This window comes from Mastigocoleus sp. MO_188.B34 (genome assembly GCF_030065675.1).
Taxonomy (GTDB): domain Bacteria; phylum Cyanobacteriota; class Cyanobacteriia; order Cyanobacteriales; family Nostocaceae; genus Mastigocoleus.
The window spans coordinates 1-19,677 of the sequence record NZ_JASJDK010000051.1; the positions used below are offsets into that span (position 1 = coordinate 1).

Genomic DNA, 19,677 nt, shown 5'->3' on the forward strand with positions numbered 1-19,677 from the left:
CGTTGGTTTCATTGTTGTTTCTGGACAACCCCCACAACAAGCTGAGGGAGAAGAATAGTCACAGCGAAAGAAGAGGGAAGAAGGAAGAAGGTTTTGGACGCACTTCGTGAAGGGAGGAGTACAAGCTTCTTCCAAACACAAAACCTTCTTCCTTCTTCCCTCTTCTTTCGCTGTGACTATTCTTCTCCCTCAGCTTGTTGTGGGGGTTGTCCAGAAACAACAATGAAACCAACGGAATCTAGTCTGATACTGGGATTATAAATTCCTTCCATCACAGCTTCACCTAAAGCAGTCTCGGTATCTAATTCTTCAGTTAATGAAGAATTCGGTATTTTCTCTGTCTCGGAATGTCGTTTAAGTCTCAGTTGCAATTGATTTATACGGGTTTCTAGCTTATTTTCGGCAAAGAAAGCACGTTTTTGACATAACTCCATGAAGTTAGGTTGTTGCTTCAGTAATTCTTCCGAGGTTGTGCGTGCTTGACGACAAAAATCTTGCCAATTTTCAGCAGGAACGAATCGATCCAAAATTTCTAAGCGATTTTTAGCTAAGTTGTAATCTCGGGTGGCTTTATAGCTTTTACCACTGTATTTACGTTGCAAAATCTGCTGTATATTTTCATCTTCAACAATTGACATTTTCCCACCTCGAGTATCCAGAAATACAGTTTTAATCAGTGGTGGAAATAAAGCATCAGCACGGCGTTTTAAGCTTTTTAATTTCCTGACATCAAGCCCATACTTCTTCACAACTTCTTTAGCTGCACTCAGATCGGTTTCAACTACATAATCAAAACGGAAACCAAACCACTCCTTACCTTCGGTTGCATCCCAAGATTCATCGGTGCGCCATAATGCAAAAGCTTGACCCCGGTCATCCCAACGAACATAGGATGTGAGGATTGTCATTAACCCTTCACCAATCCGATATAACTTAGTTCCTGTTGTTTGGTTTGCAATTCTGCGATCATAAGTTCCTGGGTCTTTAATATGTTTCGCAAACAGACTTTTTAATTGATTTGCGGGAACTAAGGTACGTTTTGTCGCCAGATAACGTCCTACTCCTTTCAAATTTACGTCTTGACGTTGTTGAAACAATAAACCTTGGCAGATCCAACCTTCTATCGCACGTTGAATTTCTTGGTGACGGGCGTCGTAATCATCAAGTTTCTCAAAATACTCTGCGACGCTCTCATCCCCAACATCAATTTCATCCAGGATATTTTGTTCGCTAATTTTTACTTCTTCTTCGGCTGTTTCCTTTTGAATATCAGGTATTACTTTTAATAACCCATTTCCCCCAGATTTAAATAGAATTGTTTCAACCTCTGGGATTTTTTCGTCTGCGTAATACTGCAATCCGGCGATGGAGCGCTCGAAAATACGAAAACCATTCTTCAGCAGCTGATACCAAGCATCGTGGGGACTATCTTCTAAATCAACACCAGCAAATACGGTCAAGTCAACTTCCAAAGGACGACCAATACGGTCTATCCTACCAATTCTTTGTTCCAAACGACTGGGTAATCTTGGTAAATCGAAGTTAATCATCCAGTCAGCAAACTGGAGGTTATGTCCTTCTTCACCGGAGAAATCAGAAACTAAGATAAAACAATTGGGATTAGTTTTGAACTTGGTTAAGCTTTGTTCTATTTGAGTCCGGGATTGTCCCAAAATATGACCCGCAACGGAAACTTCACCAAATTTCTGATGCAAAAACTTGATAATTTCATTACCAGTTTGGCTGAAACTAGTGAAAACAACGATTTTTGGTAATTTCTGACCGGTCATTGGTCTGTGAATTCGTTGTTTTAACAATTCTAATAACTTACCAAGATTGCTGCGCCAAGACTGTAACTGAAAAATTTCTGAAAGCCGATAAAGAATAACTGTGTTGAGTAGCTCGAGGCGATCGCCATCTTCAGAAGGTTGATTGATGGTTTTCAGTAAATCTTGGAGAATCTTTTCTTCTCCCTCAAACAATGGGGTTGCGATTAACTTTTGGATGTCATCAGCACTAAATTCACGCAAGCGTACTGCAGAGCTTTTACTACCCAAACGTGCTGTAATTACATCTTTGAGGACTCCAAACCAGGTACCTGCTCCACGGAATAGCAGTGAAAAGATTCGTTGGTATTTTTCCTGTTGAGGGGCTGCTTGACGCCAATTTTCTAGTAATTCGTGGATATCAAAACTACGTTCGTCTAGATCGTATTCGACTTTTGGAACTACGTTGCGATCAAATATCACATCTTCAACTGCAGCACGGCGATTGCGAAGCATCCGGTTATGCAAGCGGTAGGTTTCGCTGATGTGATTGCGAATTTTTCCAATCAGTTTATCTTTATCGGTATCTGCACTTGCAGAACTCTTCTGCAAACAACTTTCTAATTCCGTCGCCAAATCTAAAACACATTTATCTTCAGCAAATAGCTGGCGCAATCCACCGATATTTTCTTCTAAAACAGACGATTTTGCTCCTTCCTGGAAACAAAGTAAAACCTTACCAACTGAGGAGCGTTTTTTTACTCTGTTACGAAAATCGTCTAAATTGTCAAGGGGATAGCTAATGGGATCTAGCAAGTGTAACATTGCCAAGAAATCCCGTTCGTTGTTCAGGACTGGGGTCGCCGAAAGTAAGAGCAGGCGATCGCTTTTATGTGCGAGTTGTTTACAAGTCTGAAACTGTCGGCGCTGAATCGAATCGGTAGATATGGCTGTTGCTGCGATGTGATGGGCTTCATCTACAATCATTAAACCCAATTCAAGATTCAGGCTAACCCGATTCATATCCTCGAAGGCTATTACCTGTACCCGTTTGCCAAAATGGGAAATATAAAACTTTTGTTCTAATTCAGTTTGCCATTGCTCAACTAAATATTGAGGAACTACTACTATTGCTGTACCGGTTGATTCATCCAGCAAATACTGTCTGAGAATTACACCAGCTTCAATAGTCTTACCTAACCCCACCTCATCAGCTAGAAGATAACGTTGGATGGGATCTTCAAGAACGCGACGGATAACTTCCACTTGATGGGGATAAAGCTTGATATTCGCCGACATCAAGCCCGTCATTCCATGACTAAGGGCGCGTTGCTCAATTAAACATTGAACCAAGTTCAATCGCTTGTCATGAAAATAAGGTGTTTCATGACCTTTAATAGCCAAGGTTTCGATTGGGTCGGCGATGTGCATGTTGCAACGAACATAAACATCTTCTTCCCGAGCCAAGATTGTTTTGCAATCCGGTAAGTCGATTTGATAATGGCTTCTATCTTCGTCCCATTCGTAAATTCTACCTATATTCCAAGTATCTTGGAGTTCATCCCGGATGTAACATCTGGTTTGGGGCTGTAGCCGAATACGAGATAGGGAGTTTAAGGGTACAGATGCTTTAACGCGTTGTGCAACTGAACAAAAATATTCAACAGTTATTTGGGGATCGGATACATCGATTACTTTTCCTATCCCCAAGTTATTAGTGCCCGAACGCACTAATGAACCAAGCTTTATCATGTTTTCTGGTGTAAAACGAATTTAGCTGCTTGTGTGGTGCAGTTAACAATAGGGTGCCGTTAGGATATTTATGGGAAAATTTTATCCTGCAGGCATTTGAGTTTGTAGGATTAGATGCGTCACAAGTCGTTAGTGTATACCTCGACTAGGAATTAAATCCCAAGTCTGCATTTTAGCCAGGTAATTCTAGATTTACCAGAAATTACCAAATTACTAACTGATGTAGATGATGACTAAGCTATAAATACCAACGGTAATTGAATTTTTGATGATATTTGAGGTTTACAACTTTGTGCGCATATTAAGTTTAATATTTACGGCATATATTATCTTAGAACTTTATGTTCCGTATTCTCTTATTTTCCATTCGCTTTAAGCTTTTTTATTAAAACAAAAGAAACTGATTTTCTACAACTCCCACTTTCCTAGCTCCGAGGGTGAAATTCACCGGATTATATTTTGAGAAAATGGAGACTGGCACAATACAGGGTAATTGTTAGTTCTCCCGAAGAGAACACAATACCTGAATTATGCCCTCAAATGCACTGTCTATTTAGCTTTCACTTTGGATGACACTAAACGACCGACACTAAATCTTAGCACTCATAGAACCCAAAACTAAAACATAAAAACTGAGATATTAAAACAAAAATATTAAGATTCAAAAGTTTTGTACTGTTGATGACAAAATTTTGGTTAACCCCTAGGTCATGAATTTGGTTTATTTTCGTCTTGTTTTTCCCGCATTAAACTTTCTTCTAATGCTTGTATTTGTTCCCGACGTGCTTCTAACTCCAGGGAACGACGTGCTAAGTCCTGATTTTGTAAAGTCAGGTCTTGTCGCCACTGTTCCGCCCGTTCGGCTTCTTGACGTAAAAATTCTGGAGTAATCCCACTAGTGAGATATTTATCAACTATTTCCAAAATCCAGTTTGTGGCTTCTTCTATGCGCTCAATTTCACCTGTGGAGGAAAGTTCTACAAGTACAAGTAATTTCTCATTCAGAGTATTACCTTTCCCCAACAAAATACAAGTTTCTTCTGGGATCGTAGCCCAAATGTTTTCTGCTTCTTGGCGCGCCAAGAGCTTTAACTGGAATTGGTCTAAAAATTGGTTTCTATGCACCTGGGCTAGATACAGCATAAACAAAACTGCGAGTATCAAAATCCACACCTTAGCCTATGCTAACCTAAATCAGGAATTAGGTATGTTAATACAGTCAAGTAATGTCTACTTGCATGTCATATCTAAATTTTAGAATTTATAGTAGGACTAAGAGTCGCAGAGACGCGACACATCGCGCCTCTACAGATAATAGTTTTGTTCCCAGCATATTTCTAAGGATATTTCTACAGCTAGAAGAAGAAATATTTTACTCGTACAACAAGACTATTACCCGACATAGTTAAAGAAATTACTTTGCTTCAGTTTTTGCTTCACCAAGAATACTTTGCAAACGATCGCCAAGAATTTTAGCTTGAGTTTGTGCTTCTGCTAAATCGTCGCGCACTCCCTGGACAACATTTTCTGGTGCTTGTTCAACAAACTTAGAATTACCCAATCTACCGCTGAGGGATTTGATTTGAGTTTCAAGTTTGTCCAAACGTTTTTGCAGTTTGCTGGCAAAGGCATCAATATCTGTTACCCCTTCCAACGGTAAAATTACTTGTACCGTACCAACGACTCCAGCAATTGCTTTTTCTGTTTCTGGTTCTGCAGGCGCTTCTAATGACTCAATTGGAGTTGTCTCTGGGGTGGAAATTGGGTTTTGTTTGTCAACAAAAGCAAAGAATTTCTGGAAAAATTTTTGTCTGTTTTCAGTTGAAAGGAGATTTTTACGAATAAACCAAATACCGTATCCAAGCCCAATTACTTCAAATAAACCTCCAACTAAAGGAATATTATCGATGGTATCGACAATGGTAAAACCTAACCTTAACAGGTAAATACCCAAGACAATTATTCCAAGCTTCTTCCAATTGATGCGAGGTTTTTGTTCTACTTCAGTTGTTGTTTCCTGGGTATTATTTTGCAGATTACTCGCGCTGATACTTAAAGTTTCAACTTTTGCCAAGTCTTTAATGTAAGTTTGTGTGGCGTTGAGAAGTCTTCTTTCTTTTCCGTTGTCGCTTTGTAAATTAATCTTGACTTTTACACCAGGTTTAACATCGGCTTCAGCGCGTAAGTTACGAATGGTACGAATGGTACCAATTAACAATTCAAATTGGGTTTCTAATTTCCCATCAATTAAGCTGGTTTCAACTTCCGGGTAACATTGTACGGACAAACTTATGGAAGAATTATCCGGTTGTTGGGTGAGAGTTTGCCAAATTTCCTCGGTAATATGGGGCATAAAGGGATTAAGTAATTTTAAAATCCCTTCCAATACATAAGCTAAAGTTTGCTGAGCAACTTTCCGAGATTCAGGGTCAGCGTCTTTTTGCAAACGCGGTTTAACTAATTCAATGTACCAATCGCAAAAGTCGCCCCAAATAAATTCATATAATCCCTTTGCAGCTTCTCCCAACCCGTAATCATCCATATATTTACAGGTTTGTTGGATAACTTGGTTGTAACGGGAAAGGATCCAGCGATCGCTCAGTTCTGTTGCAACTGGTTTACCTAAATTCTCTGGAGTTTGACCGTCTAAATTCATCATCACAAACCGCGCTGCATTCCACAACTTATTGGCAAAATTGCGGGAAGCTTCTACTGTGGATGATTCATTTTTTTTGCGATCGTATTCTAAGCGAATGTCTTGACCTGCACCTACAACTTCTTTAATTAAGGTGTAGCGTACAGCATCCGTTCCATATTTATTGATTAAGACTAAAGGATCGATACCGTTTCCTTTAGATTTGGACATTTTCTGACCTTTCTCATCCAAAATCAAGCCGTGGATGTAAACATCTTTAAACGGCATTTTGTCAGTAAAATGTCCCGCCATCATGGTCATTCTGGCGACCCAGAAAAAGATTATATCGAAACCCGTAACTAAAGTAGCGGTAGGATAATAAGTCTGGAAATCTTTTGTTTCTTCTGGCCATCCTAAAGTGGAAAAAGGCCAAAGTCCAGAAGAAAACCAGGTATCCAACACATCCGGATCTCTTTCCAACCGGACATTATCGCCAAATTTAGCGACAGCTTTTTCATGTGCCTCGATCGCATTTTTGGCAACAACGAATGGCGTACTATCGGTAATTTCTCCACTTGTTTGGCTAACAGCATACCAAGCCGGAATCTGATGTCCCCACCACAACTGACGAGAAATACACCAATCTTCTAACTTCACTAACCAATCACGATATACCTTATTCCAACGTTGGGGGACAAACCGTGGTGAATTACCTTCATCCAAACAAGCCAAAGCTTTATCAGCTAAGGGACGAATTTTCACAAACCATTGGGTGGAGATTAATGGTTCTACAGCAACTTTACCGCGTTCGCTGTAGGGAACCGTATGTTTATAATCTTCTACCTTAACTAAAACACCATCTGCTTCTAAACGAACAATAATATTTTTTCTCGCCTCAAGCCGGTCTTGACCCTTAAATTCTCCAGCATTGTCATTCAAGGTACCGTCTTTATTCATAATATTGATAAACGGCAAATTATGACGTTTGCCCATGGCAAAATCATTCGGGTCATGGGCTGGAGTAACCTTAACGCAGCCAGTACCAAAACTCGGATCGACCAATTCATCAGCAATAATTGGAATTACCCGATTCATAATTGGCAAAGTTAAAGTTTTGCCAACAAAACCTTTGTAGCGATCGTCATTAGGATTTACCGCTACCCCTGTATCGCCCAACATTGTTTCCGGTCGGGTTGTCGCCACTTCCACATAACCAGAACCATCTGTTAAGGGGTAGCGGAAATGCCAAAGATTTCCATCTACTTCCTTTTTATCTACTTCCAGATCGGATACAGCAGACTGGGACTTGGGGCACCAATTTACCATGTAATTACCACGATAAATTAAGCCTTCATCATACAGACGGGCAAAAGCTTCTAAAACCGCCTGAGATAAACCCTCATCTAACGTAAATCTTTCCCGCGTCCAGTCTACCGACACACCCAAACGGCGCAACTGATTAACAATTGTTCCCTTTGATTGAGCTTTCCACTCCCAAGCACGTTCGAGGAATTTTTCCCGTCCTAAGTCCTTGCGATTTTTACCTTCAGCTTCAAGCTGTTTTTCCAAAATGGTATGGACAGCAATACTAGCATGGTCGGTTCCAGGCAAATACAAAGCATTACGTCCCCTCAGGCGTTGGTAGCGCACAGTGGTATCAATCAAGGTATTATCAAAAGCATGACCCATGTGCAAAGTACCGGTGACATTTGGTGGTGGAATTACCACACAGAAAGGTTCACCACCCTTATCGGGGTCAGCTTTGTATACTTGATTATCTTCCCAAAACTTCTGCCACTTAGCTTCCGTGGCAAAGGGATCGTAAACACTGGGTAAATTAGTAATTGTTGCGGTCATGCTGGAAAATACCAATAGGTCAAGAAAGAAGGCGACGTTGCTATTTATAGCAGAAGTCGGACTCTTCGATCTAAATTTATGTAAATATTTTTAATTACTAGTACCGTTGCGCGGAAGTAAAAAGTAAAAAATAAAAAGTCATTAGCGGATCCGTAAGGTAGCGGCTCCGTAGGTAGCGCAGCTATAGCTAGAGCCTGCGGCGTCGGCGTAAGCCTCTAGCGTGTCCGTAGGACATAAGTGTTGTCTTTACTGGCTTTGACCTTTTATAAATGGGTGCTTTATTTCTGCCACGATGTACTAGGGGGCAAAGAGTACCTGTCTGGAATTACAGGTTACGCTTTGTATTATAGCAGTAGTATTAGATTGGTAATGGGTAATTGGTAATGGGTAATTGGTAATTGGTAATGGGTAATTGGTAATTGGTAATTGGTAATGGGTGATTGGTAATGGAATTCTTACTTCTTACTTTTTACTTTTTACTTCTTACTTCTCCTCGATGTATCAATAATTGTTGACGGAAAAATTGAATTCTGTGAAGAATAGCTAATGATTACAAGTACTTAAATGTTAATAAACCGAGCTGATTCGTCCAATTTGATGAAGATAAATGAAATAATCTGGACGAAAGTACTTTAATTGTGCAATTAAGAACCATCAGACATGTATAATTCGCATCTGCAACAATTAACCGTAAATTCACGTCTGTAAAGGTTACTTAATTACCTTTCTCCACACTTAATTTATATCAAACTCATTTACCACATTTATGGAAGCTCAAACTAAGTCGTCTTCGCTTTCCCCTTGGTTTTATGTACCTAGTCTTTACTTTGTCCAAGGCATACCCTACATGATTATTAATGTAGTGTCCACAATTTTATATAAAAGACTGGGAGTTGATAACGCTCAAATTACCCTGTGGACGAGTTTTCTTTATTTACCTTGGGTAATTAAAATGTTTTGGGGTCCATTTGTTGATACATTTTCCACAAAAAGAAGATGGTTGCTGACCACTCAATTTGCGATGTCCGGTTGTTTGGCTTTGGTCGCACTATCTTTACAGTTACCAAATTTCTTTTTTATATCCCTAGCAGCTTTTGCAGTGGGAGCATTTATCTCAGCCACATATGATATTGCCACAGATGGCTTTTACATGCTTGCACTCAATCCAGGACAGCAAGCCTTTTTTGTCGGTATTCGCACTTTCTTTTATCGATTGGCAATGCTGTTTTGTACTGGATTTCTAGTGATTTTAGCAGGTCGTTTAGAAAAAACTACTGGAAATAATCCTCTCAGTTGGTCAATTGCAATTGGTGTCGCAGCTGTAATTTTTGCAATTTTATTCGCTTTTCATGCCCTGATTTTACCTGCTCCTGAATCAAACCCTCAAACTAATTTAGATAATAAAACAGTTCAAAACGTATCTTGGGTAGATGTTTTTAGTTCATATTTTAAACAGCATAAAGTTTACATAATCTTATTATTCATCTTGTTTTACAGATTTGGTGAAGCGATGTTGCTCAAGCTAGCATCTGTATTTTTATTAGATAAAACAGCAGCAGGTGGGTTAGGACTTGCTACGGAAGATGTTGGTTATATATATGGAACATTCGGATTAGTTTCCCTAATTTGTGGAGGTATTTTGGGAGGAATATTAATTTCTAAATTTGGTTTAAAAAAATCTTTGTTTCCAATGGCTTTATCGCTAAACTTACCAAATTTGTTTTATGTATACATGGCTGTAGCTAAACCTCCAATTCAATTTGTGTATCCTTTAGTTTCCATAGAACAGTTTGGATATGGAATTGGAACTACTGCATTTATGGTTTACTTAATGTACATTTGCAAAGGAGAATATAAAACATCTCACTACGCCATATCTACAGGTTTAATGGCTTTGGGGATGATGATACCTGGAGCTATTAGCGGAACAATTCAACAATCTGTGGGATACCCTTTGTTTTTTACGATTGTATTTTTAGCAACTATCCCCGGAATGTTGACAATATTCTTTTTACCTTTGAATGGAGAAGAAGGTAAACAACAGAAAACAATCTAATTTATTTATTTTGTTGTTTCATAGGGTGCGTTAGGCGCGCAAGAGAGTATCTTTTTTAGAACACTGTTCTCATCGTGCCGTAACGCACTGCCATGTAAGATTAATGTACAAATATATTATGTTATTTGGTAGGCGTCGTGCACCTTATTTTTTAGCTTAATATTTGAGTTGAAAATAATATATGAATTTCATTAAAATAATAGTTTATTCATGTTTTATGTCTTAGGAATAGATGGTGGGGGTAGTAAAACTACTTGTATTTTGATGAACTGTTCCCGCAAGCTAATAGGGAGAGGTGAAGCAGGTGCATCCAATTATCAAAGTATTGGTGTTGAAGCAGCTAAAAAATCTATAGAAACTGCAATTAAAAAAACATTAACAGCAAATAATCTAACTAAAAATATTCAAGTTAAAGCTATTTGTTTAGGTTTAGCAGGTGTTGGACGTCCCAAAGATATAGAAGTAATAAAAAATATAATTCAAGATTTACATGACAATGGTTCGTTACCCATTACTTGGAATTTACAACCCCACAACATCATAATTTGTCACGATGCTTTAATTGCTTTAGTCGGGGGAATTGGTCATGATGTGGGAATTGTGGTTGCTGCTGGTACTGGTTCTATTGTTTTTGGACGGAATTCCCAAGGAAAAACCAAACGGGTTGGTGGTTGGGGTCATATTTTAGGAGATGAAGGTAGCGCTTACAAAATTGCGATCGCAGGAATGCAAGCTGCATTAAAAATTTATGACGGACGAGAAATAAATTCTTGTTTGCTAGCAGATTTTCAACAACATCTCGAACTCGCAAGTATTGAAGATTTGGTGGACGTCATATACAGAAGGGGATGGGATGTGAAAAAAATCGCAGCTTTAGCACCAATTGTTGATCGCGCAGCAGTAAAAGGCGATCGGGTTGCAAATAAGATTATTGATGATGCTGTCCAAGAGTTAGTTAAAGGAACTTCTACGGTTATTGAGGCGATTTTTCAACCGGGTGAAGCTTTGGAAGTTGTGACAACGGGTAGTGTGTGGCAAAGTTGTATTCGGGAGAGGTTTGTAAGTGCTATTGGTGAAAGGTTCCCTGGAGTTGAGGTAATTTTACCGAGGTTTAAACCTGCTTATGGAGCAGGTTTATTGGCTTTAGAAAGGGTACCGCTGCGCGGAAGTAAGAATTAAAATAAGAAGTAAGAAGTGTGTTAAGTCCAATCCCAGAGATGGTTTTGGAGTGTATCAACACCTAAACCTTATTTTGAATACTAATAACCACCTTAGGGTCTGCTGAAAAAGTAATAAAAAACAGCCTGGAGGATTGGTTTATGATTTTGAATCAAAGTTAATTGAAATGAAACTTTAATTTACATAATCTTGTAAATATTCATAAGGCTTATTTAATTCACCATCAAAAGCGATTGTTCCTTCATAAATCATCCGGCTATTGCTTTGATTTAATTCTGACCATACTGTTGAAATTAATTGATTACCAAAATCTTCTGAAGCATCCCTGGGTAATTCGTTAGGTAAATTATCTACCGCCATAACATCAATACAATTATTTTGAAATGGCTCGGTTTCCTTGAATGATAAGGGGTCATAACCATAAATTGGCTTGCGAATAGAAGAAGCTCTGATTGTTGAGGGGATTGAGGAATCTGGAGCAATATCGCAGGTGACATCAGCGATGACGCGAATAGTAAAGTCTTTACGCTTCATATCATCTTTGGTAAAGAAAACTGGGATACGCTTATCCCAATAGATGCCATTAAGCATAATATTTGCAGTATGTGTATAAGGTTCAAAACAGGAAACATACTGCTCGGGATGTTGATAATAGTGATTTTCATCAAAGGAAATTTCCCCTTCCTTGCGATACATATCCTTAACCCCTAGCTGTGTGTAAATAGGTTCGTTAAAGTTTTTCTCGAGAAATTCTTGAGGTGAAATCCTCTTGATTCCCATCAAGTCTAAAGTTTCTGTCGCACCATTACCAACCCTACCTTCTCCAGTAACGACCAGCTTGACTTCAGAAAGAGGTAAATTGTGATAATAAGTTTGAGCTTCAGCCCAATCATGACATTTGTACATGGGTTTGAGGTTAAACTTTCCCTCACGTCTTCCCCATGTGAGAGTCGCATTATGAGCTCCAACAATTCCAGCCCAGCGTCCAAAAGCAATTACTCGCTTACCACCTGTATCTCGCAGACATTCATAATCAATTAAGCGAATTTTCTTCTGCAAGATTGAACGTAAAAGCTCGCGGTTGTATGGTTGCTTTTTAATCGTGTGAGAGAAAAATAGATAGGTTTTCTGGGGTATTAGCATTGAAATGGGAACTTCTTTGACCCCTAACAAAAGTTCACATTCTGAAAGATTTTCCTCAAGTAAAATGCCTTGACTTTGATATTCTTCGTCCCCAAAGCAACGATCTGGGCTCGGCTGGACAAAGATTTGTAAATTTTGATATTTGTCTTGTAAATCTCGGCATTGCTTTGGTGTCAATGCAACTCTAGTATCAGTTTTAGTTTTACCTTCTCGAAGAATTCCTACTTTCATCATTAATTTTTTGGTTTGAATTTTATTACTTTCCTAGCCTGAGTATTAAAAATTGAGAATACCCATAATTTAGGATTTGATTTTTCACTCTAAGTCCTTAAATCACTTAAGAAAGTATTTTTTTCCACAGTTCCCTCCCATAACTCGGAAGTCAAAACTCTCAATTTAGCCTGAATAGGAAATTTTTCCCACGTCTTCTTGACTCAGAATCCAATATTTTCTCAATTTTTTTTAAGTGATGAAAAAAGATAGGAGAAAAATGCTGTAAAAATCAGATTTTAACTTGCTTTAAATCTAATTCCCGAACAAAAATTTCATCAATTGGCAACATCTCACCATCAGTTGTCATAAATTTATGGTCTTTTGTCGCCCGAATTGTCGAACCATCTTCTAACTCATATTCAAAAACTTCTTGTTGTCCCCGATTATGCCATTGAGCAATGGGTTGGGTGTAAATATTGCCATTCTTATCAACACTGTAAACATTACACTCAATACCTTTTTCCACAATTGCGCCAATCGGCATAAAACCATATTCAACCGTTAAAACTTCTGTATCATAAGTTAAACAATATTCGGCAAACTTCACCATTTGCTCGAATAACTGCTCGGCAATTTTTTTATTCACACCATTTTTTGCCGAACCATCAATAAAAATTTCTCGATGCTTCTGCATCTCTTTGAGTTTCTTTTTACCCATAGCGCGGCGCAACAAATCCGCTTGTCCCAAGGAATATCCAGCCATGTCCTGAGCAATTTTCATAATTTGCTCCTGATAGACCATGATTCCATAGGTCTCATCCAAAATTGGTTCTAAGATTTTATGTTCGTAATCAATTTCTTCACGACCGTGTTTGCGATCGATAAAGTGGGGAATTAATCCTGCATCTAAAGGTCCCGGTCGATAAAGCGCCAAAATTGAGGATATATCTTCAATATTGGAAGGCTTCAAATCCCTTACAATTTGACGCATCCCTGAAGATTCTAACTGAAAAACACCTTCTAGCTCTCCTGCTTCTAAAAGGTTGTAAGTTTTCTGAACATCTTTCGGTAAGGTTTTATGTTCGCCTTTCTCGAGAATTCTTTGCGCTTTCCTTGCTTGGGTGGTGATATCGTAGGCGTCAATTTTACAATTATGATTTTGTTCGATTAAATCAAGAGTTTTCTGAATCATAGTTAAATTTTTCAGACCCAGAAAATCCATTTTTAACAAACCCAGTGCTTCTAAATCTTCCATATAGTACTGGGTAATTACAGAACCATCATTATTTTTTTGTAACGGTACGATTTCATCTAGGGGGTCGGCGGAAATTACTACCCCAGCAGCATGAACGCCAAAAGTTTTGTTTGTCCCTTCAATCCGGATCGCCATATCAACCCAATGGCGGACGTGGGGCTCATTATCATACCTTTCCTTAAATTCTGGTTCTGGGGTATCGTCAGAAATCATTTTTTGTAGCTTGGCTGGCTTACCCCGTGCAACCGGAATCATTTTCGCCATTTTGTCAGATTCGCTGTAAGGGATATTAAGTACCCTTGCCACATCTTTTAACACCGCCTTGGAAGTCATGCGGTTAAACGTAATAATTTGAGCTACCTTATCCTCACCGTAGGTACGCGTAACATAATCAATAACTTTGTCACGTTGTTCGATACAGAAATCCGTATCAATATCAGGCATGGATTTCCGTTCCGGGTTCAAAAATCTTTCAAACAGCAAACCATGATGTACCGGGTCAATATTAGTAATACCCATGGTGTAAGCTACCAAGGAACCTGCAGCCGAACCGCGACCCGGACCAACAGGAATACTATTATCCCGAGCAAATTTAATATAATCCCACACTACCAAAAAGTAAGTTGAAAATCCCATCCGCTGAATCATTTTCAACTCATATTCCAACCTTTCCTTATAAGAAAGAGGTACCTCTTGGCGATGCTTGCAATTCAGTTTTTCTATTAACCCTCCCCAAGAAACTTCTTCCACATAGGTATCGGCAGTATGTCCTGAAGGAATGGGAAAATGAGGAATGCGGGGTTCTCCAAGGATATTGTAAGGTTCGATTTTCTCCGCAACTTCTAATGTGTTTATTATCGCTTCTTCAATGATATCTGAAGGTAAATGGTCGCGGAATAACTGTTTCATTTCCTCAGCGGATTTGAGATATTCCGTACCGCTATAACGCATGCGGTTATCTTCAAAAATCTTTTTACCTGTTTGAATGCACAATAAAGCGTCGTGAGCTTCTACGTCATAACAAGAAATAAAATGGGAATCGTTCGTCGCAATAACTTTAATATCTAATTCTTTAGCAATTTTAACGATTTCAACATTCACAACTCGGTCTTCCCGAGAACCATGGTCTTGAATTTCTAAATAGTAATCTTCACCAAAAACATCTTTGTACCATTTTGCAACTTTACGCGCCGCATCTGGTCTGCTACTGAGAATAGCTTGGGGAACTTCTCCACCCAGACAAGCACTCGTAACTATCAAATCTTGATGATACTCTTTTAATAATTCTTTATTAATGCAAGGTCGAGAAAAAATACCCCTACCCTGTACACCTTTGAGGTGCGAGGTCGTAGTTAATTTAACTAAATTCTTATAGCCCTGAGTATTTTTCGCTAAAACAACTTGGTGGTAACGAGGACGGCGTTCTTGTTTCGTTATATCACCGTTAATAATATACATTTCATTGCCAATAATTGGCTTGATATTTTTACCACGACAAGTTTTGATTAACTCGATCGCGCCGTACATTACACCGTGGTCCGTAAGTGCGATCGCCTCTATTCCCAATTCAATAGCCTTATCTATCAAATTAGGTAGTTGGGATGCTCCATCAAGTAAACTATAGTCGCTATGAATATGTAAAGGTACAAAGGACATATTGTTTCACCCGGCACTCAAAAACCACAAGTTTTTTCCAGAGTAGCGTATGTTGGAGATTCGAGCTATAAGTTTATTTTAGATTTAGATTTTTCCAAAAAACTTCAATGTTTCGGGGTGCAAAGCAACCATGGAGAGAAATTGAGTAAATGCAACCCATCATCAGAGCTAAACAATGAATAAAATCAATTCAATTACCAGACAACAGTGAGATATGCACTTAAAGGACAGATTCAATATGTATGTAGTGATATTTACTGATTCTGATTATCTAGGATTACAAAATAGTTAAATTTTGAGATAGATAAAAAATGAATTGACTGAAGAAAAAGAAGAATTCAACTTGAGAAAACCTAATAGTGAAAAGTTATTTCATAGCCTCCAGATTTTAAAACTTTTGTTCCAAATAATTTCTGATTTACCTTCATCAATAAAGTTTATTTTTTTATCTTCAACTCGTATCATTAACATGATTTGACTTATAAATTTAATTTTAATGTGGTCCTTTCGCATCACATTCTTTTGCCCAACATTTTTTAAGAAACTCAATCCGATGAATCAAAGCAAAACGTTGAGGGTGAATTATAAAATGTTTTTTACGACTAAATACTGGTTGTTGAAGATATTCCCAAAACGGAAAAGTAATTTTGATCCTTTCTGAATTCATTTCCATCGCAAACTACTATAAATTTAAAATTGTTACTAAAAATGATCGTAAATCTCAGTACAAAAACAAGTAATAATAAATAACAAGTTATATATTACACAGTGTTTTGATGACTTGACCTTGTGGCAATTGCTGAATGTTATGAGATTAATTTATAGTCTGACATTAAGTGAATGCAATGAAATTTTAGTCAAAATGTATTTTTTCAAAGAATATACCCAAAATTTTCCCACACGATAACTTGGGTATCAATAAAAGAATACTGAGATACATCATAGTTAATTTATATCGTAGTAATTATAAAAAACTATTGTTAATCCTGTTTATATCGGTTGTGCCCTGTAAATCAACTGAAGATATAGCGATATCGCATTTAATTTTTGATAAATCAAATAATTTAGTTGTTTTGAGTGACTATTTTGGGCAATACAAGCCATTAAGAGAGGTTTGATTTTTTAAATCAGCCTATAAAAGGCTTAGTGTTTGTAATTTCACAAGAAATTCAAAATCATTAAACTGCATAAGTTGAATTTGCTAACAACTATTTACTTAAGATTAGCGAACAGACAGATATCACTTTGGCATATAGAAGTAAATCCCATGAGTCAAGAGCATTTCTTGTTAGGTGAAGAAATAGTTCGATAAATCAAACAAGACGAACAATGTGACTAAAAGAAAGAAGGAGAACAAACAATGAGGTCTGTGTATATGACTGAGGTTAAGACAATGCCAATTCTGATACAAGGTTCTAATGGTCCTGCAGTGGGATACCTACAGTATTTGCTTGTCAGTTATGGTATTGATATTGGTCAAGGAGGAATAGACGGAATATTCGGTCAATATACAATGGATGCTGTGATGAAATTTCAAGAACAGCGTAATGCAGTTCCCGGAGTAAACCCAGGTGAACTGGAAATTGATGGAGTAGTTGATTCTCGAACTTGGAATGCGTTAGCCAACAACTTTTGTCGTACTTGTAGAGAATCAGCGAACAATGAGGATGGATATCCTGCAGTTGTTAAAGGTTATACTGAATTACCAGTATTAAGCAAAGGTGATTCTGGTGAGGCGGTAAAATTTTTACAGCAAATGTTGCTTGGTTACGAGGATATTAGTCGTTTTGACGATTACAAATTCTATACAGAATATGGAAATGGATACGGCGAATATACTGTTGAAGCAGTAAAAACCTTCCAAAGCTGTGTAGGTATTGAAATAGATGGAATAGTAGGTCCTCTCACGTGGACAAACTTATTTTTAGGTGCTTGTGAACGCTGCAATAGAACAGTGGGATAGGATTTACATTAAGGTTCTCGCGAATAAATTTGAATTTGAGGTTGTGCTCCCATGAATTAATTATGTGTAAGTCTAAAATTGCTAAATCTTCATATTTCAGATAACTTTCACGTAAAACTCAATTATTAGATTGGGCTCAGTTCATACCCTGTAATCCCTTCATTAATGACGTTAATGACGTTGGTATATTTCCTTTTCTAGATGATGAAACTACTTCATAGGTCTGAAAAGTAAATTCTGAGTCAAAAGCGCTTTTTAAAGCGTGTGCTTTTTAAAGCCATCTTATAAGTATTAAGCGGGCTAATGTCCCACAACTAACATACACAGGTGGAGTGGAATGTTTAGTTAAGGAACTATGCCCGAATATAACAATTAGTAGTGATTGCCAGCTTTACGATGATAAATAGCTGTTACAGCATCTTTCTTAAGTAACTTACCGCTTTCTACCGTAGCGTATATCACCCAGTGGTCGCCGCATTCTAAGCGTTTTTCTACTAAACATTCCAAATAAGCCAATGCATCAGTAAGTATGAGACAACCATTATCGGCAGTTGTGGTAGAAAAATTGGCAAATCTATCTTCTCCTGGAGCAAAAGATTTGCGGAAATGCTTCATGTACTCCTGATGATTTCCCTCTGGGAGGATATTTAAAACGAACTTGCTTCCAGAGTGCATTAAACTCTCAATTGCTCTGTCCTTAGCAACTGCAACACTGATACCTGGTGGATTAAAAGTCGCCTGTGAAACCCAAGCCCCTAACATTCCAGTAGAAACATCACCTTGTTTGGCTGTTAAAACACATACAGAACCAACTATTCTACCCATCGCCTGTTCTGTTGGAGTTGCTGCTGGTTGTGGTAAGCGTAACTTTCTGGCTTTCTTTAAAGTTTGGGCAAAGTCTGTGGCAATTTCCTCACATTCTTTGAGGGTAACATCTGAAGGTTTAAACTTAGCCTTGAAAGTTTCAAATCCAAACCGATAGCCAGCATCTCTTAGTTTTCCTTCAATTAAATCAAAGGCTTCACCACTCCAACCATAGGAACCAAATACTCCCGCAAGTTTACTGGTGTCACTAAGAGAAAGTACAATTCCTAATGCTGTATGAATTGGTGTGGGAGCATTACCACCAATAGTAGGAGAACCAATTAAAAAGCCCTCACTTTTATCTAAAGCTGCCTTGATCTCTTCAGGTGTAGCAAATTCACAATTGATGGATTCCACAGCAACCCCACCTTTAGTCAAACCAAGTCCCATTGCTTGAGCTAAAGTTGCTGTATTACCATAGGCAGAAGCGTAAAGTAAAGCAACAGTTATCTCTCGTTCGGTTTGAGAACGACTCCATTCTTCGTAGGCATTAGTGAGTTCAATTAAACCATAGCGTATCAATGGTCCATGACCCGTAGCATACATTCTTGCTTGCAACTCAGAGAGTTTTTCCAGTGCAGCCTGTACGTGGGTAGCACTAGGAGCCATCAGGCAATCATAGTAATAGCGCTGGTCATCTTTGAGAGCATCCCAATGCTCGTCAAAGATGTCGTCGCTGCAGATATGAGTACTAAATAACTTATCGGTAAAAAGAATTTGAGTTTGTTGGTCGTAGGAACAAAGTCCCGCAGGCCATCTCGGACTGGGTGTGGGGATGAATTTTAAATGATGACCTTTACCTAAATCTAAGGTTTCTTTTCCCCGCATGGTCATAATTTTTATTTCTTGCTCGGGAAAAGTATTACGCAAGTCTGTTGCAGCTGGAAGGGCACAAACAAAAGTGATTTGGGGTGCTAGTTGTTGAAGTGCTTTGAGAGTAGCAACACGATTCGGGCTAAAATGACCCAAAATAATGTAATCTAACTGGCTCAAATTGAGGCATTGTTGCAGTGCTTTGAGATAAACTTCCGTAAATGTATCGGCTGGCGGATCGACAATAGCAACTTTATCGCCTGTAATCAAATAAGAATTAACGGTGGTGCCGCGAGCTAAGGCATATTCAATTTCAAATCGCAGACGCGTCCAACTACGTGATCGCAATACGGTAGTACCGGTAGCAATGGGCAAAATCTGAACATCGCGGAGATTTTCGCTCATAGGTTTTGGGTGGATGAGATGTGAGCAAATTAAATTCAAATAATGTGAAAAATGGGAAAACAGATAAATTCCCTATTTTCTGAGGTTTATCCCAATATTTCTTATGGGGAGTCTGGGACA

10 protein-coding genes are annotated in these 19,677 nt (G+C 38.4%); 3 read left to right on the plus strand and 7 right to left on the minus strand.

Translation table 11 applies throughout. The features are described from left to right. Positions 1-176 precede the first annotated feature (176 nt). The 3 genes from dpdE to QNJ50_RS14140 all read right to left on the minus strand — a co-directional run bounded on the left by dpdE (position 177) and on the right by QNJ50_RS14140 (position 8,010). Positions 177-3,518, minus strand: coding sequence for a protein DpdE (dpdE, locus tag QNJ50_RS14130; protein WP_300636200.1), 3,342 nt, complete (start codon positions 3,516-3,518; stop codon positions 177-179). A gap of 708 nt (positions 3,519-4,226) precedes the next feature. After that, positions 4,227-4,661, minus strand: coding sequence for a hypothetical protein (locus QNJ50_RS14135; RefSeq protein WP_300636202.1), 435 nt, complete (start codon positions 4,659-4,661; stop codon positions 4,227-4,229). Between the two features lie 271 nt (positions 4,662-4,932). After that, on the minus strand, positions 4,933-8,010 hold the full coding sequence (locus QNJ50_RS14140; RefSeq protein WP_300636204.1) for a valine--tRNA ligase: 3,078 nt from the start codon (positions 8,008-8,010) through the stop codon (positions 4,933-4,935). A 766-nt stretch (positions 8,011-8,776) separates the two neighbouring features. Between QNJ50_RS14140 and QNJ50_RS14145 the strand changes: the two genes are divergently transcribed. Together QNJ50_RS14145 and QNJ50_RS14150 are read left to right on the plus strand one after the other, a co-directional pair. Then, positions 8,777-10,066, plus strand: coding sequence for an MFS transporter (locus QNJ50_RS14145; RefSeq protein ID WP_300636206.1), 1,290 nt, complete (start codon positions 8,777-8,779; stop codon positions 10,064-10,066). 210 nt (positions 10,067-10,276) lie between these two features. Beyond that, a complete protein-coding gene (locus QNJ50_RS14150; protein WP_300636208.1) occupies positions 10,277-11,245 on the plus strand; it encodes a BadF/BadG/BcrA/BcrD ATPase family protein in 969 nt (322 codons plus the stop codon). Positions 11,246-11,419: 174 nt separating this feature from the next. Here the strand turns inward: QNJ50_RS14150 and QNJ50_RS14155 are convergent, their stop codons facing one another. The 3 genes from QNJ50_RS14155 to QNJ50_RS14165 form a co-directional block, all read right to left on the minus strand. Beyond that, positions 11,420-12,622, minus strand: coding sequence for an NAD(P)-dependent oxidoreductase (locus QNJ50_RS14155; protein ID WP_300636210.1), 1,203 nt, complete (start codon positions 12,620-12,622; stop codon positions 11,420-11,422). Between the two features lie 268 nt (positions 12,623-12,890). Beyond that, entirely contained in the window at positions 12,891-15,512 is a 2,622-nt protein-coding gene (locus tag QNJ50_RS14160) for a DNA polymerase III subunit alpha (protein WP_300636212.1), read from the minus strand. Positions 15,513-16,005: 493 nt separating this feature from the next. Then, positions 16,006-16,179, minus strand: coding sequence for a hypothetical protein (locus tag QNJ50_RS14165; RefSeq protein ID WP_300636214.1), 174 nt, complete (start codon positions 16,177-16,179; stop codon positions 16,006-16,008). Positions 16,180-16,905: 726 nt separating this feature from the next. Here QNJ50_RS14165 and QNJ50_RS14170 point away from each other — a divergent pair. Continuing rightward, complete coding sequence (locus QNJ50_RS14170; protein WP_300636216.1) at positions 16,906-17,475, plus strand: peptidoglycan-binding protein; 570 nt, start codon at positions 16,906-16,908, stop codon at positions 17,473-17,475. A 372-nt stretch (positions 17,476-17,847) separates the two neighbouring features. On the opposite strand, the gene QNJ50_RS14175 is transcribed toward QNJ50_RS14170, so the two are convergent. Then, on the minus strand, positions 17,848-19,557 hold the full coding sequence (locus tag QNJ50_RS14175) for a diflavin flavoprotein (RefSeq protein WP_300636218.1): 1,710 nt from the start codon (positions 19,555-19,557) through the stop codon (positions 17,848-17,850). Positions 19,558-19,677: the final 120 nt, after the last annotated feature.

Coding starts and splice junctions, on each gene's coding strand:
- dpdE (WP_300636200.1), bottom strand. CDS start 3,518: ATGATAAAGCTTGGTTCATTAGTGCGTTCGGGCACTAATAACTTGGGG.
- QNJ50_RS14135 (WP_300636202.1), bottom strand. CDS start 4,661: ATGCTGTATCTAGCCCAGGTGCATAGAAACCAATTTTTAGACCAATTC.
- QNJ50_RS14140 (WP_300636204.1), bottom strand. CDS start 8,010: ATGACCGCAACAATTACTAATTTACCCAGTGTTTACGATCCCTTTGCC.
- QNJ50_RS14145 (WP_300636206.1), top strand. CDS start 8,777: ATGGAAGCTCAAACTAAGTCGTCTTCGCTTTCCCCTTGGTTTTATGTA.
- QNJ50_RS14150 (WP_300636208.1), top strand. CDS start 10,277: ATGTTTTATGTCTTAGGAATAGATGGTGGGGGTAGTAAAACTACTTGT.
- QNJ50_RS14155 (WP_300636210.1), bottom strand. CDS start 12,622: ATGATGAAAGTAGGAATTCTTCGAGAAGGTAAAACTAAAACTGATACT.
- QNJ50_RS14160 (WP_300636212.1), bottom strand. CDS start 15,512: ATGTCCTTTGTACCTTTACATATTCATAGCGACTATAGTTTACTTGAT.
- QNJ50_RS14165 (WP_300636214.1), bottom strand. CDS start 16,179: ATGAATTCAGAAAGGATCAAAATTACTTTTCCGTTTTGGGAATATCTT.
- QNJ50_RS14170 (WP_300636216.1), top strand. CDS start 16,906: ATGCCAATTCTGATACAAGGTTCTAATGGTCCTGCAGTGGGATACCTA.
- QNJ50_RS14175 (WP_300636218.1), bottom strand. CDS start 19,557: ATGAGCGAAAATCTCCGCGATGTTCAGATTTTGCCCATTGCTACCGGT.